The organism is Bradyrhizobium sp. 1(2017) (assembly GCF_011602485.2).
GTDB lineage: Bacteria > Pseudomonadota > Alphaproteobacteria > Rhizobiales > Xanthobacteraceae > Bradyrhizobium.
In genome coordinates this window covers 6981307-6994420 of the sequence record NZ_CP050022.2, presented here as the reverse complement: position 1 = coordinate 6994420, position 13114 = coordinate 6981307, and the positions used below count along the sequence as shown (strand labels likewise).

Sequence of the window (13114 nt, the reverse complement as noted above, 5' to 3'; positions counted from 1 at the left end):
ATTTGGGCACCAGACCATGGGCATGAACGTCGCAAGTTCATCCGGAGGCGGCGGGCGTCGCGGCCGGCGCAAGCCCGTCGTGGCCGAGATCAACGTCACGCCGATGGTCGACGTGATGCTGGTGCTGCTCATCATCTTCATGGTGTCGGCGCCGATGTTGACCGTCGGCGTGCCGCTCGACCTACCGCAGACCCAGGCCAAGAGCCTCGAAAACAACGACCAGAAGCCGCTGCAGATGTCGGTCGACATCAAGGGCAAGGTCTTCATCAATGACGCCGAGGTGGCGCTGAACGATCTGGTGCCGAAGCTGAAGGCGATCACGGACGCACGCGGCGGGCTCGAGGAGCGCATCTATCTGCGCGCCGACAAGAAGGCGGATTACGGCACGGTGGCCAAGGTGATGGGCCTGCTGTCCGGCGCCGGATTCAAGAAGCTCGCCCTCGTCACGGAAGCGGATCAGGGGTCTTAAAGCCAGTGAAGGTGAAGGTCGACAAGACACTCGTTGCGTCGATTACCCTCCACATCCTCGTGCTGGGATGGGGCCTCGTCACCTTTAGCAGCAGGGCCTACATCGCGCCGGAGGAGTCGCTTCCGGTCGACATCATCTCCACCGATCAGCTCGCCAAGATGATGGCGGGGCAGAAGACCGGCAAGAAGGAAGAGCCGAAGCCCAAGGTCGAGAAGATCGCGGAAGCCAAGCCCGAGGAAGACGCCGTCGGCAAGGTCACCGAGAAGAAAGAGCTGATCAAGACCAACTCGACGCCGGAGCCGCCGCCAAAACCTGTCGAGAAGCCGGTCGAGAAGAAGCCTGAGCCGCCGAAGCCGGTCGCCGAGGCCAAGCCGAAGGAAGAGCCGAAGCCGCAGGAAAAGAAGCCTGATCCGGCCAAGGAAGATCCGATCGCCGAGCTGCAGAAGAAGCTGGACACCAAGAAGCCGCCGCCGAAGCCCGTGGAGCAGAAGGTCGCGGCGGTGCAGCCGCAGCAGCAGCCGAAGCCGAAGGAGCGCACCTTCGACCCCGCGCAGATCCAGCGCGACCTCGACAAGCGCGCCGCGACCCGGCACGAACAGACCGGCTCGGCGCTGAATGCGTCGGCTTCGCTGGGGGCGGCGACGGGCACGGCCTCCAATAACGTTGCGACCTGGCGCGGTGCGTTCGTTGAGAAAATAAAGCATTGCTTCACGCCCACCTATAACGGGCAGGATGCTGATCAATACGAGGCTGACATCGACATCTCCATGAAGATCGATGGCTCGCTCGCTTCCGAACCCATCGTGGTCGCGGTGAGGGGACCGTCACGGTCGATCGCCCAGGCGGTGGCGGAGAGCGCGAAGCGCGCCATCGTGCAGTGTCAGGCCTACTCGTTCATGCCGAAGCAGCAGTACGAGAGCTGGAAGCTCATTCCGATGACTTTCGGCCTGAAAGATATGTTGTGACATCCGAACCAAAGAATTTTGCAATGAATAACGCTCGATCGATGAACCGCCGCCGCTTCATGACCCTGACCGGATCGACGCTCGCGATGCTCGGGGGCGGACGCGCCTTCGCTCAAGGGCAGGACGGCCGCCTCCGTATCGATCCCACGGCATTCCAGCCGATCCCGATCGCGATCACCGGTTTCGTGCCGGGCTCGCCGTCCGACGGCGACGTCGGCAACGGCGTCACCCAAGTCATCACCAACAATCTGAAGCGGTCGGGCCTGTTCGCCCCGATCGACCAGGCCGCCTTCATCGAGCGCATCAGCAACATCGACGTCGCGCCGCAATTCCAGAACTGGAAGACGATCAACGCGCAGGCCCTGGTCACCGGCCGCATGACGCGGCAGCCGGACGGACGGCTCAAGGCCGAATTCCGCCTGTGGGACGTGATCAGCGGCCAGCAGCTCGCCGGCCAGCAATATTTCACCTCGCCGGAATATTGGCGGCGCATCGCCCACATCATCTCCGACCAGATCTATGAGCGGATGACCGGCGAGAAGGGTTATTTCGACAGCCGCGTGGTGTTCGTGGACGAGAGCGGGCCGAAGGAGCGCCGCGTCAAGCGGCTCGCGATGATGGACCAAGACGGCGCCAACGTGCGCTACCTCACCCGTGGCTCGGATCTCGTGCTGACGCCGCGCTTCTCGCCGAATTCGCAAGAGATCACCTACATGGAGTTCGGCCAGGGCGACCCGAAGGTCTATCTGTTCAACATCGAGACCGGCCAGCGCGAGATCGTCGGCAACTTCCCGGGCATGACCTTCGCGCCGCGCTTCTCGCCCGACGGCCAGCGGGTCATCATGAGCCTGCAGCAGGGCGGCAACTCCAACCTGTTCGTGATGGATCTGCGCTCGCGCTCGACCACGCGCCTCACCGACACGCCTGCGATCGACACGTCTCCGTCTTATTCGCCGGACGGCACCCGCATCTGCTTCGAATCCGATCGTGGTGGCAGGTCGCAGATCTACGTGATGGCCGCAGGCGGCGGGCAGGCGCAGCGGATCTCCTTCTCCAAGGACGACACCAACGCCAGCTATTCGACGCCGGTGTGGTCGCCGAAGGGCGATTACATCGCCTTCACCAGGCAGGGCGGCGGACAGTTCGCGATCGGCGTCATGAAGCCGGACGGCTCCGGCGAGCGGCTGCTCACCTCCGGCTTCCACAATGAAGGTCCGACCTTCTCGCCGAACGGCCGTGTGCTGATGTTCTTCCGCGATCCCGGCGGCAATGGCGGGCCCTCGCTGTACAGCGTCGACATCTCCGGCCGCAACGAGCTCAAGGTGCCGACGCCGGGCTTTGCCTCCGACCCGGCATGGTCGCCGTTATTGTCCTCGACCGCGGGTCAATAAATCACGCCGTCAGACGCGCGCTGTTATCGAAAAAGCGCGCGATTTTTTCGGGTTCGGCGAGGAAAGCAAGCTTTCCTTCACCTTGAGCCCGGCAAGGCTTGCCTAGTTGCTTGAAATATCAGCAGAAACAGGTTCGCTATTGCCGAAAAACAACTCGACTTTAACGATGTTCCCTCAGAAAGGCTTCATCTGGCTTGGGTAAGAGTACGCGCTAAACAGGACGCGTAATTAGCCAAATGCAGCTGGCCGACCAGAAGCAGAGCGATCGAGACGAGCTGGAGCCGATACTCTACGCCGCTCTCATCAACTCTATGGTTCAGAATTTCTGGGCGATCTTCCTGGGCTCGGCCTCCGCGGCCGTGGCCGCGGTCATGACTGCGCTCAAGACCGGCGACGTGTTGCTGTGGCCGATCGCGTTTCTGATCATTGCCATCGGCACCGCGCGTGCGTTTCAGATGCGGCCCTACGAGAACCGCATGCCGGGCCTGAGCTTCGAGCAGGCCAAGCATCTGGAGCCGCGCTACTGGGCCGGCGCGCTGCTCTATGCCGCGGTCATCGGCCTGTGGTGCTTCGTCGTCATCTTCAACAACGACGACGCGGTCGCGAACATGCTCTGCGTCTCGGTCACGGTCGGCTACACCGCCGGCGGCGCCGCCCGCAATTACGGCCAGCCGCGCGTGATCCAGTGGCACGTCGCGCTCGCCTGCGGTCCGATGTCGCTCGCCTTGCTGCTGCATGGCGGCTTCTACTATATCGGCCTCGCGATCATTCTCGTGCTGTTCTTCATCGCGCTGAAGAACATCAACCTCAGCCTGCACGCGATCTTCGTCAAGGCGCTGACCTCGAGCTTCCGCGAATCCGCGCTGGCAAGCCAGTTCGATACCGCGCTCAACAACATGCCGCACGGCCTGTGCATGTTTCGTGCAGACGGGCGCCTTGCCGTGATGAACCACCGCTTCAGCGAGCTGATGGCGCTGCCCGACGACCTGGTCAAGCGCGGCGCCACCGCCGCAGACATCGCGTCGGCCTGCGTCGCCGCCGGATCGATCTCGGCGGCGAGCGGCGATCAGATCCTGTCCGAGATCGAGAAGGCGCGGATCCGCGAGATCGTCACCGCCGATCCGGATCAGACGCGGGGCCGCACGCTGTCCTGGACGTTCCAGCCGATGACCGGCGGCGGCACGGTGCTGCTGCTGGAAGACATCACCGAGCGCACCAACGCCGAAGCCCGGATCAGCCATCTCGCCCGCTATGACGAGCTCACGGCACTGCCCAATCGCGTCAGCTTCCGCGACGAGATCGAGCGGCTGCTGGCGCAATCGAGCCATTCCGAACGGCTCTCTGCGCTGCTGTTCGTCGACCTCGACCAGTTCAAGCAGGTCAACGACACGCTCGGCCATCCCTGCGGCGACCGGCTCCTGTGCGCGGTCGCCAACCGCTTGCGCGAGATGCTGCGGCCCGAGGATTTCGTCGCCCGCTTCGGCGGCGACGAGTTCGTCGTGTTCCAGCAGAACCTCGCGTCGCCCGAGGATGCGGCGGCGCTGGCCCGCCGCATCGTCGAGCGGCTGAGCGAGCGCTACCGCATCGACAACCATCTGGTCGAGATCGGTGCCAGCGTCGGCATCGCGCTGACCTCGCCGGACGGCACCAGCGCCGACACGCTGCTCAAGAACGCCGATATGGCGCTGTACCGCGCCAAGGCCGACGGCCGCGGCACCTTCTGCTTCTTCCGCGACGAGATGGCGGCAACCGTCGAGGCCCGCCGCATCCTCGAGCTCGACCTGCGCAAGGCGCTCGCCAACGAGGAGTTCGAGCTGTTCTACCAGCCGCTGGTCAATCTGAAGTCCGGCAAGATCACCACCTGCGAGGCGCTGCTGCGCTGGAATCATCCGGTGCGCGGCACCGTCTCGCCGGTCGACATCATCCCGGTCGCCGAGGACATGGGCCTGATCGTCGATCTCGGCCGCTGGATCCTGCGCCGCGCCTGCATGGAATGCATGAAGTGGCCGGAGGGCGTCAGCGTCGCGGTCAACTTCTCGCCGCAGCAATTCCACCAGCGCGACGTGCTGAGCGAGATCCGTTACGCGCTCGAGGTCTCGGGGCTGCCGGCACACCGCCTGGAGATCGAGATCACCGAATCCTCGCTGCTGCGCAACACCCAGCTCACCCACGACATCCTGTCGCAACTGCATGCGCTCGGCGTGCGCATCTCGCTCGACGATTTCGGCACCGGCTATTCCAGCCTCAGCTACCTGCACAATTTCCCGATGCAGAAGGTGAAGATCGACCGCTCCTTCCTCGAAGGCATCGACACCGACCGGCCGCTGACGCTGTTGCGCGGCGTGGCGCGGCTGTCCGCCGATCTCGGCATGGCCGTCGTGGTCGAGGGCATCGAGACCAACGAGCAGCTCGAGCTGATCAGCGCCGACGGCACCGTGTCCGAGGGGCAGGGCTACCTGTTCAGCCGTCCGGTGCCCGCGGTGCGGATGCGCCAGCTCCTCAACGCCTCGCATGGGCGCCGCGGCGAGAGCCCGCTCCAGCTGGTCGGCTCGCGCTCCATCGCCTGAATCCGCTTCGCAAAATTCCTGTCGTTTCAGCCTGTTGCTGGGTACCGTAGTGCTACGGGGGGTTAACCCTAACCGTTCGATTGCTTTGCATCGATATTAAGAAGCTGTTAATAAATCATCACGCGCGTTGAAGTTGTTCTGGAGAAAGCTCCCGGCCTGCGTGCGTTTTTCAGTGAGTGGTGCGGGTAAGGGAGTCGGAATGCAGTCCTCGGCCAAAGCGGTCATATCGGCTGTTGGACGAGGGGCCGAACTCCTCACCGACGTCGACTACCATCTCGCAGAGACGGCAGACGAGAAGGAGGAGATCTACAATCTCCGCTACCGCGCCTATCTGCGTGAAGGCGCCGTCAAGGACTCGGCGGACGCACGGGTCACCGACCGCTACGACGAACTGCCGAACGCGTGGACCTTCGGCGTCTATCTCAACGGCGAGCTCTGCAGCTCCGTGCGCATCAGCGTGCTGACCTCGGAATGGCGCGAGTCCACCTCGGCCGACGTCTTTCCCGAGATCGTGCTGCCGCGGCTCGACCGCGGCGAGGTCATGATCGATCCGACCCGCTTCGTCGCCGATCCCGACCAGGTCAAGCGCGTTCCGGAATTGCCCTATCTGACGACGCGCCTCGCCTACATGGCTTGCGAGCATTTCAATGCCGATCTCGGCCTTGCGATCGTGCGCGCCGAGCATCAGGCCTTTTATCGCCGGGTGTTCCTGCACCAGACCATTGCCGAGCCCCGTCTGGTTCCCGGCCTCACCAAGCCTTTCGGGCTGATGGCGGCGGACTTCCCGACCTTCCGCAAGAAAGTGTTCGAGCGTTATCCGATCATGCGGTCGACGGCCTTCGAGCGGCGGATGCTGTTCGGCCGCGGCGGGCAGCGCCAGGTGCCGCAACGCTCCGTCGCACAGCGGCCGGTGCTCGTGGCGGACGCCATTCACGCCTGACTCCCAACGCAGCGTCGCGGGCCGCCTCCGGCGCCCCGCATCAGCCTTCCGCCTAGAACTCCAGCAAAAAACGGCACTTCTGCCACTTGGCGCGGCTTGCCTTCACCCTTGCGCCACATTTACAAACCATTAACCATGACGGTTGCTTTTCGCTGGTTGGGGGCATTTGAGCGGCTGAGGCAAGGTTCCGTCAAGGTTGACGGAACGTTCGCTTAACCAACCCCCTGTAGACCGGACAGCAGTGGACTAACGCGAGCGTGGAGGCTCCGGAATGAAACATCCTATGCGTATCCTCCAGGGATTGAAGCTGGTCGCGGTGCTTGCCGTCGCGCTGTCGATGGGCGCCTGCGCCAACAAGAATGCTGCGACGGATGCGATGGCCAACGCGGCGACGCCGGGTAGCCAGCAGGACTTCGTGGTCAATGTCGGCGACCGCGTGTTCTTCGAAAGCGACCAGACCGATCTGACCCCGCAGGCGATCGTGACCCTCGAGAAGCAGGCGCAGTGGCTCCAGACCTATCCGCGCTACAGCTTCACCATCGAAGGTCATGCCGACGAGCGCGGCACCCGCGAGTACAACATCGCGCTCGGCGCCCGGAGAGCCCAGTCGGTGCGTTCGTTCCTCGCCTCGCGCGGCATCGACCCGAACCGCATGCGCACGATCTCCTACGGCAAGGAGCGGCCGGTCGCCGTCTGTAACGACATCTCCTGCTGGTCGCAGAACCGGCGCGCCGTCACCGTCCTGAACGCCAGCTCCTGACCGTCAGTCAGGCGCCGTTCATCTTCAGAAACCGATTATGCCGGCGCCCCCTGGGGCGCCGGTTTCGTTTCAGCATTCTGTGATAGAAACCCCTTGGTACCAGTCACATTTTTGGCGTACTGCACTTCAATCTGTGGCGCGTCGAATGTTCCGTCGCAGGCCATTTCGCTGTTGTCGTCAGGGCAAGATGTCATCCAGATTTAAGATCTTTACCGGCACCGTGGCGACCGCCGCGCTGCTCTCTTTGTGCTCGCCCGCGCTTGCGCAATCGATCTTTGCGCAGTCGGACGATGCCGATCCCGAGATGCGGATCGAGCGGCTGGAGAACCAGCTGCGCCAGCTCACCGGCCAGAACGAAGAGCTGCAATATCGCAATCGCCAGCTCGAGGAACGCCTGCGGGCGCTCGAAGGCGGCGCGCAGGCCGCGCCCGGACAGGCGCCGAACGTCTCGGCGATGCCGCCAGCCCAGATCGCACCCAGTCAGGTCGCGCCGGGCTATCGCCAGCAGCCGCCGCAGCAGCAGGCCGTGCAGCCGAATTACGAGCAGCCGCAGATCGCCGCGCCCGCGCCGATCGTTCAGGAGCAGCCGGCGCCGGGCGTACCCGGCACGCGCCGCCGCGGCGATGCCTTCGATCCGAGCCAGAACCCGAGCGCCCCCGGCGCGCCGCGCGCGCTTGGCGGGGGCCAGCAGCCGATGCCGGCGGGAGCGCCCAGCGGGGCACCCGGCGGCCGCGGCGCCGGTGAGCCGCTCGATCTCGCCAACACCAGCCCCCGCTATCAGCAGCAGGCCGCTCCGCCGGCTGCGCAGCCCGGCTATCCGCCGGGCCAGTCCGGCTATCCCGCGCAATCGGGCGGTGCGGGCCTGACCACGCTGCCGCCCTCGGCGACGCCACGCGACGAGTTCGACCTCGGCATCGGCTACATGCAGCGCAAGGACTATGCGCTCGCCGAGCAGACCATGAAGAATTTCGCGCAGAAATATCCGAGCGATCCGCTGCTCGGCGACGCGCAATACTGGCTCGGCGAGAGCTACTTCCAGCGCCAGCAATACCGCGATTCCGCGGAAGCCTTCCTCGCCGTCACCACCAAATACGAGAAATCGGCCAAGGCGCCGGATGCCCTGTTGCGGCTTGGCCAGTCGCTCGCCGCCCTGAAGGAGAAGGAGGCCGCCTGCGCCGCCTTCGGCGAGGTCGGCCGCAAATATCCGCGCGCCTCCGCCGGGGTCAAAGCCGCGGTCGATCGCGAGCAGAAGCGGGTGAAGTGCTGACGCCCGGCGTCCGGGCCCTGACAATGCGGATGGTGCTGCGCTAAACATCGCGGACCATCCGCCGACGATGCTGGGCCGCGTCATGTCAGACGACGACAATTCTCCGATCTCGGTGCGCGAGGCAAGGCGACTCTTCGCGGGCCTGAAAGCCGCGCCGGCGCTGCTGCTCGCCGTCTCCGGCGGGCCGGACTCGGTGGCGCTGATGTGGCTTGCGGCGCGCTGGCGGCGCGGCCTCGCGCGCGGCCCGCAACTCACCGTCGTCACCGTCGATCACGGCCTGCGCCCGGAAGCGGCCCGTGAGGCGCGCGAGGTCAAGCGTCTGGCGACCGCGCTCGGACTGCCGCACCGGACCCTGCGCTGGCGCGGTCCAAAGCCGAAGACGGGACTGCCGGCCGCTGCGCGCAAGGCGCGCTACCGCCTGCTCGCCGAAGCCGCGCGGGCCGTGGGCGCCAGCCACGTGCTGACCGCCCACACCCGTGACGACCAGGCCGAAACCCTGCTGATGCGGATGCTCAGGGGCAGCGGACTTGCCGGGCTGTCGGCGATGGCAGAAGTCAGCGAGCGTGAGGGCATCGTGCTGGCGCGGCCGCTGCTCGATGTCCCCAAGGCGCAACTGATCGCGACTTTGAAGCGGGCGAAGGTCGGCTTTGCCGACGACCCCACCAATCGCGACACCTCCTTCACCCGCCCGCGGCTGCGCGCGCTGCTGCCGCTTCTCGCGGCCGAGGGCGGCGATGCCCGCACGCTCGTGCGGCTCGCGGCACGGCTGGCGCGCGCCAATGCGGCGGTCGAGGTGCTGGCGGACGGCGCCGAGCGGTTCCTGCGTTTGCGGAATCGCGACGTTGCGCCGCAGGCTGGCATTCGAAGCTTCGAGGCCTCGGCCTTTGCCGTCCTGCCGGACGAGGTCCGGCTGCGGCTCCTGCTGCGGGCCATCGACGCGCTGGGGCATGAGGGCCCGGCGGAACTCGGCAAGGTCGAAACCCTGATGTCCGCGCTCGACCGGGCGATCGCTGCGAGCCCCCGTGCTGCCGCAAATGGCCGGCCTGTCCTGAAGCAGACCCTGGCGGGAGCCTTGATCAGCTTGGCCGGCGGGCGTATCGAGATCGCGCCGGCGCCGGCCCGGCGGCGCAAGGGTTCATAATGCTGCGTGAGGTCGGATCATGACACCGGCCAATTCGCGCTCGTGCCATCAGGCCACCTTAACCAGGCAGGAAAAACCCCGGCTCGGGCGCCATTATTTCAGCGGGAATCGCGCTAAGATGGGATAAATAGTCCCATCTCGTTCCCTTGGCAGCGACCGGGGCGGCACCTAGATTGTATGCGTCTAACCGAGAGGATTCCTTGGGGATTTCCTCCTACTGCCCAAGGACTCAGGCCGCGATCCGCGCGGCCACGAAGGAAGATCGATGAACGCCAATCTGCGCAATTTCGCCCTCTGGGTCATCATTGTCTTGCTGCTATTGGCGTTGTTCACGCTCTTCCAGAATCCAGGTCAGCGCGCGTCCTCGCAGGACATCGCCTTCTCCCAGCTTTTGAGCGAGGTTGACCGCGGCAATGTGCGCGACGTCGTGATCCAGGGGCCGGACATCCACGGCACCTTCACCAACGGCTCGAGCTTCCAGACCTATGCGCCGAACGACCCGACGCTGGTGAAGCGCCTCTATGACAGCAAGGTCCAGATCACCGCGAAGCCCCCCGGCGACAACGTGCCGTGGTTCGTCTCGCTCCTGGTCTCCTGGCTGCCCTTCATCGCGCTGATCGGCGTCTGGATCTTCCTGTCGCGGCAGATGCAGGGCGGCGCCGGCAAGGCGATGGGCTTCGGCAAGTCGCGCGCCAAGATGCTGACCGAAGCGCATGGCCGCGTCACCTTCGAGGACGTCGCCGGCGTCGACGAGGCCAAGCAGGACCTCCAGGAGATCGTCGAATTCCTCCGCGACCCCGGCAAGTTCCAGCGCCTTGGCGGCCGCATTCCGCGCGGCGTGCTGCTGGTCGGCCCGCCCGGCACCGGTAAGACCCTGATCGCGCGTGCGGTCGCGGGTGAAGCCAACGTGCCCTTCTTCACCATTTCGGGCTCCGACTTCGTCGAAATGTTCGTCGGCGTCGGCGCGAGCCGCGTCCGCGACATGTTCGAGCAGGCCAAGAAGAACGCGCCCTGCATCATCTTCATCGACGAAATCGACGCGGTCGGTCGTCACCGCGGCGCCGGTCTCGGCGGCGGCAATGACGAGCGCGAGCAGACGCTGAACCAGTTGCTGGTCGAGATGGACGGCTTCGAGGCCAACGAGGGTGTGATCCTGATCGCCGCGACCAACCGTCCCGACGTGCTCGATCCCGCGCTCCTGCGTCCGGGCCGCTTTGACCGTCAGGTCGTGGTGCCCAACCCCGACGTCGTCGGCCGCGAGCAGATCCTCAAGGTCCACGTCCGCAAGGTGCCGCTGGCGCCGGATATCAACCTCAAGACCATCGCGCGCGGCACCCCGGGCTTCTCCGGCGCCGACCTGATGAATCTCGTCAACGAGGCTGCCCTGACCGCCGCCCGCCGCAACAAGCGGATGGTGACCCAGGCCGAGTTCGAGGAAGCCAAGGACAAGGTGATGATGGGCGCCGAGCGCAAGTCGCTCGTCATGACCGAGGAAGAGAAGCTGCTGACGGCCTATCACGAGGGCGGCCACGCCATCGTCGGCCTCAACGTGCCTGCGACCGATCCGATCCACAAGGCGACCATCATCCCGCGCGGCCGTGCGCTCGGCATGGTCATGCAGCTGCCGGAGCGCGACAAGCTGTCGATGTCGCTAGAGCAGATGACTTCGCGCCTCGCCATCATGATGGGCGGCCGCGTCGCCGAGGAGCTGATCTTCGGCCGCGAGAAGGTGACCTCGGGTGCCGCCTCCGACATCGAGCAGGCCACGCGCCTTGCCCGCATGATGGTGACGCGCTGGGGCCTGTCGGAAGAGCTCGGCACCGTCTCCTATGGCGAGAACCAGGACGAGGTGTTCCTGGGCATGTCGGTGTCGCGCACGCAGAACGCGTCCGAAGCCACCGTCCAGAAGATCGACTCCGAGATCAAGCGCCTGGTCGAGGAAGGCTACAAGGAGGCGACCCGCATCCTCACCGAGAAGCACGCCGACCTCGAGGCGCTGGCCAAGGGCCTGCTCGAGTTCGAGACGCTGACCGGCGACGAGATCGTCGACCTCCTGAAGGGCAAGAAGCCGAACCGCGAGTCCGTGCTCGAGCCGACCACCCCGCGCGCCTCCGCCGTGCCTCCGGCCGGCAAGTCGCCGCGCCCGCGGCCCGATGCGGATCCCGGCCTCGAGCCGCAGCCCCAGGCGTAAGCTCTAGGCGCCAGGCCAAATTGCAAAACGCGGCGGCAACGCCGCGTTTTTTGTCGGTCAGTTCAGGTTTCGTGCCCCGGACGCGGCGCAGCGCCTCTTCGGCGGTGCGCTGCAGAGCCGGGGCCCATGTCTCCGCATCCTTCGTTGCAGCTTTCTGGATCCCGGCTCTGCGCAGCAGCGTTGTACGCTGCAGCGCGTCCGGGACACGAGAGACGCACGGTGATAGCCGCAGTCTCGTCATTGCGCGAGCCGACGGCAGTTTCGTAGGGTGGGCAAAGGCGCGCAAGCGCCGTGCCTACCATCTCTCGACATGCGCGATCGAAATGGTGGGCACGCTTGCGCTTTGCCCACCCTACGACATCTCACTTCGCCGCTGCTTCAGCACGCCCAAGAAAATGCAGCACATCATCATTAAACTGCTCCGGATCCTGCAGGAACGAGAAGTGACTGACCTCGGGCTGAATCAGCAGGCCAGCGCCCGGAATGTTCGCCGCCATGAACTCGGTATTCTCGCGCTTGATCGCCTCGTCATGATCGCCGTCCACGATCCAGGTCGGGACCTTGATCGTCGCGAGGTCGGACGCCGTCCATTTCGGCTGGCTCTCCCACATCTTGGTGATGTCGGCGACGAAGCTCTTGTATTCGGTCGGGGTCGGCGAGAGCCGCTTGTATTCCTCGCCGGCCCTGGCGATGTAGGCATTGAAGACGTCGCTCGTCGCGATGTCCGCAACGCCTGACGGATCCGAATTGGCCGCGAAGGCGAACAGCCTGCTCACCCGCTCCGGGTGCTTCATGGCGATGTCGAGGCCGATGATCGCACCGTCGCTCCAGCCCACGATCGCTGCCTTCCTGATCTTGAGATGGTCGAGCAGACCAACCACGTCCGACGCCATCAGATCGTAGCCAAAGGGCTCCTGGTTACGTTTGCTGCGTCCATGGCCGCGGCTCTCCATGACGATGACCTGATAGTGCCGTTGCAGCGCGCGGACCTGATGGCCCCAATAATTGGCGTTGGCGAGGCCGCCATGCAGCAATAGCACCGGCTGCCCGCGGCCGAACATTGCGTACCAGATCTTGACCCCGTTGATGGGTGCGAGGCCGCTCTGGGCCGCCTTGGGCAAGGTCGGTGTCGGCGGCAGGCTCAGCCATTGCGGGGCCGCATGCGCCGCCCCAATCGAGACCATGACGAGAAGTGCGATGACCAGATTGCGGAGCCGCATGAGACGCCTTCCTGTTCGACCATCGGATATTACCGCATCGCTGGCGGGTGCCTCACGTCGCAACATGGTCCACCACCGAGATGTGAAGCCGCGTGATCCTTAGGCGGACAGAGGCGGTCTATGTCACCGCGCAACGTCCGGGTTCAAGCGGACGCGCGCTGGGTCTGCTGCGTCATCGCCCCGCCGGAGATCGCGAGCAGGGC

At 65.3% G+C, this 13114-nt stretch carries 10 protein-coding genes; 9 read left to right on the top strand and 1 reads right to left on the bottom strand.

What is annotated here, in order from left to right; genetic code table 11:
- Window positions 1-16: 16 nt before the first annotated feature.
- From tolR to ftsH, 9 genes are all read left to right on the top strand, one after another.
- Window positions 17-469 carry a protein TolR gene (gene tolR / locus HAP40_RS33170; protein ID WP_166813341.1) on the top strand — a complete coding sequence of 151 codons (453 nt, stop codon included), beginning with the start codon at window positions 17-19 and terminating at the stop codon, window positions 467-469.
- A 5-nt stretch (window positions 470-474) separates the two neighbouring features.
- Window positions 475-1434, top strand: a complete 960-nt coding sequence (locus tag HAP40_RS33165) for a protein TolA (protein ID WP_166813343.1) — start codon at window positions 475-477, stop codon at window positions 1432-1434.
- Between the two features lie 41 nt (window positions 1435-1475).
- The gene (gene tolB, locus HAP40_RS33160; RefSeq protein ID WP_166819244.1) at window positions 1476-2825 is read left to right on the top strand and encodes a Tol-Pal system beta propeller repeat protein TolB; all 1350 of its coding nucleotides are present in this window, start codon (window positions 1476-1478) and stop codon (window positions 2823-2825) included.
- Window positions 2826-3061: 236 nt separating this feature from the next.
- A complete protein-coding gene (locus HAP40_RS33155) occupies window positions 3062-5392 on the top strand; it encodes a putative bifunctional diguanylate cyclase/phosphodiesterase (RefSeq protein WP_166813345.1) in 2331 nt (776 codons plus the stop codon).
- A 199-nt stretch (window positions 5393-5591) separates the two neighbouring features.
- A complete protein-coding gene (locus tag HAP40_RS33150; RefSeq protein WP_166813347.1) occupies window positions 5592-6332 on the top strand; it encodes an N-acyl amino acid synthase FeeM domain-containing protein in 741 nt (246 codons plus the stop codon).
- Between the two features lie 271 nt (window positions 6333-6603).
- Complete coding sequence (gene pal, locus HAP40_RS33145) at window positions 6604-7092, top strand: peptidoglycan-associated lipoprotein Pal (protein ID WP_035704649.1); 489 nt, start codon at window positions 6604-6606, stop codon at window positions 7090-7092.
- A gap of 187 nt (window positions 7093-7279) precedes the next feature.
- The gene (ybgF, locus tag HAP40_RS33140; RefSeq protein ID WP_166813349.1) at window positions 7280-8359 is read left to right on the top strand and encodes a tol-pal system protein YbgF; all 1080 of its coding nucleotides are present in this window, start codon (window positions 7280-7282) and stop codon (window positions 8357-8359) included.
- An 82-nt stretch (window positions 8360-8441) separates the two neighbouring features.
- Complete coding sequence (gene tilS, locus HAP40_RS33135) at window positions 8442-9500, top strand: tRNA lysidine(34) synthetase TilS (protein ID WP_166813351.1); 1059 nt, start codon at window positions 8442-8444, stop codon at window positions 9498-9500.
- 265 nt (window positions 9501-9765) lie between these two features.
- Entirely contained in the window at window positions 9766-11691 is a 1926-nt protein-coding gene (gene ftsH, locus HAP40_RS33130) for an ATP-dependent zinc metalloprotease FtsH (RefSeq protein WP_008546307.1), read from the top strand.
- A gap of 362 nt (window positions 11692-12053) precedes the next feature.
- Here ftsH and HAP40_RS33125 read toward each other — a convergent pair whose 3' ends face one another.
- Window positions 12054-12911 (bottom strand): alpha/beta fold hydrolase, encoded by an 858-nt coding sequence (locus tag HAP40_RS33125; protein ID WP_166813353.1) that lies wholly within the window; start codon window positions 12909-12911, stop codon window positions 12054-12056.
- Between the last annotated feature and the right edge of the window lie 203 nt (window positions 12912-13114).

What these genes read in the sequence shown, in the direction of transcription:
- HAP40_RS33155 (WP_166813345.1), top strand. Translation starts at nt 3,062, where the DNA reads ATGCAGCTGGCCGACCAGAAGCAGAGCGATCGAGACGAGCTGGAGCCG.
- ftsH (WP_008546307.1), top strand. Translation starts at nt 9,766, where the DNA reads ATGAACGCCAATCTGCGCAATTTCGCCCTCTGGGTCATCATTGTCTTG.
- pal (WP_035704649.1), top strand. Translation starts at nt 6,604, where the DNA reads ATGAAACATCCTATGCGTATCCTCCAGGGATTGAAGCTGGTCGCGGTG.
- tilS (WP_166813351.1), top strand. Translation starts at nt 8,442, where the DNA reads ATGTCAGACGACGACAATTCTCCGATCTCGGTGCGCGAGGCAAGGCGA.
- tolR (WP_166813341.1), top strand. Translation starts at nt 17, where the DNA reads ATGGGCATGAACGTCGCAAGTTCATCCGGAGGCGGCGGGCGTCGCGGC.
- tolB (WP_166819244.1), top strand. Translation starts at nt 1,476, where the DNA reads ATGAACCGCCGCCGCTTCATGACCCTGACCGGATCGACGCTCGCGATG.
- HAP40_RS33125 (WP_166813353.1), bottom strand. Translation starts at nt 12,911, where the DNA reads ATGCGGCTCCGCAATCTGGTCATCGCACTTCTCGTCATGGTCTCGATT.
- ybgF (WP_166813349.1), top strand. Translation starts at nt 7,280, where the DNA reads ATGTCATCCAGATTTAAGATCTTTACCGGCACCGTGGCGACCGCCGCG.
- HAP40_RS33150 (WP_166813347.1), top strand. Translation starts at nt 5,592, where the DNA reads ATGCAGTCCTCGGCCAAAGCGGTCATATCGGCTGTTGGACGAGGGGCC.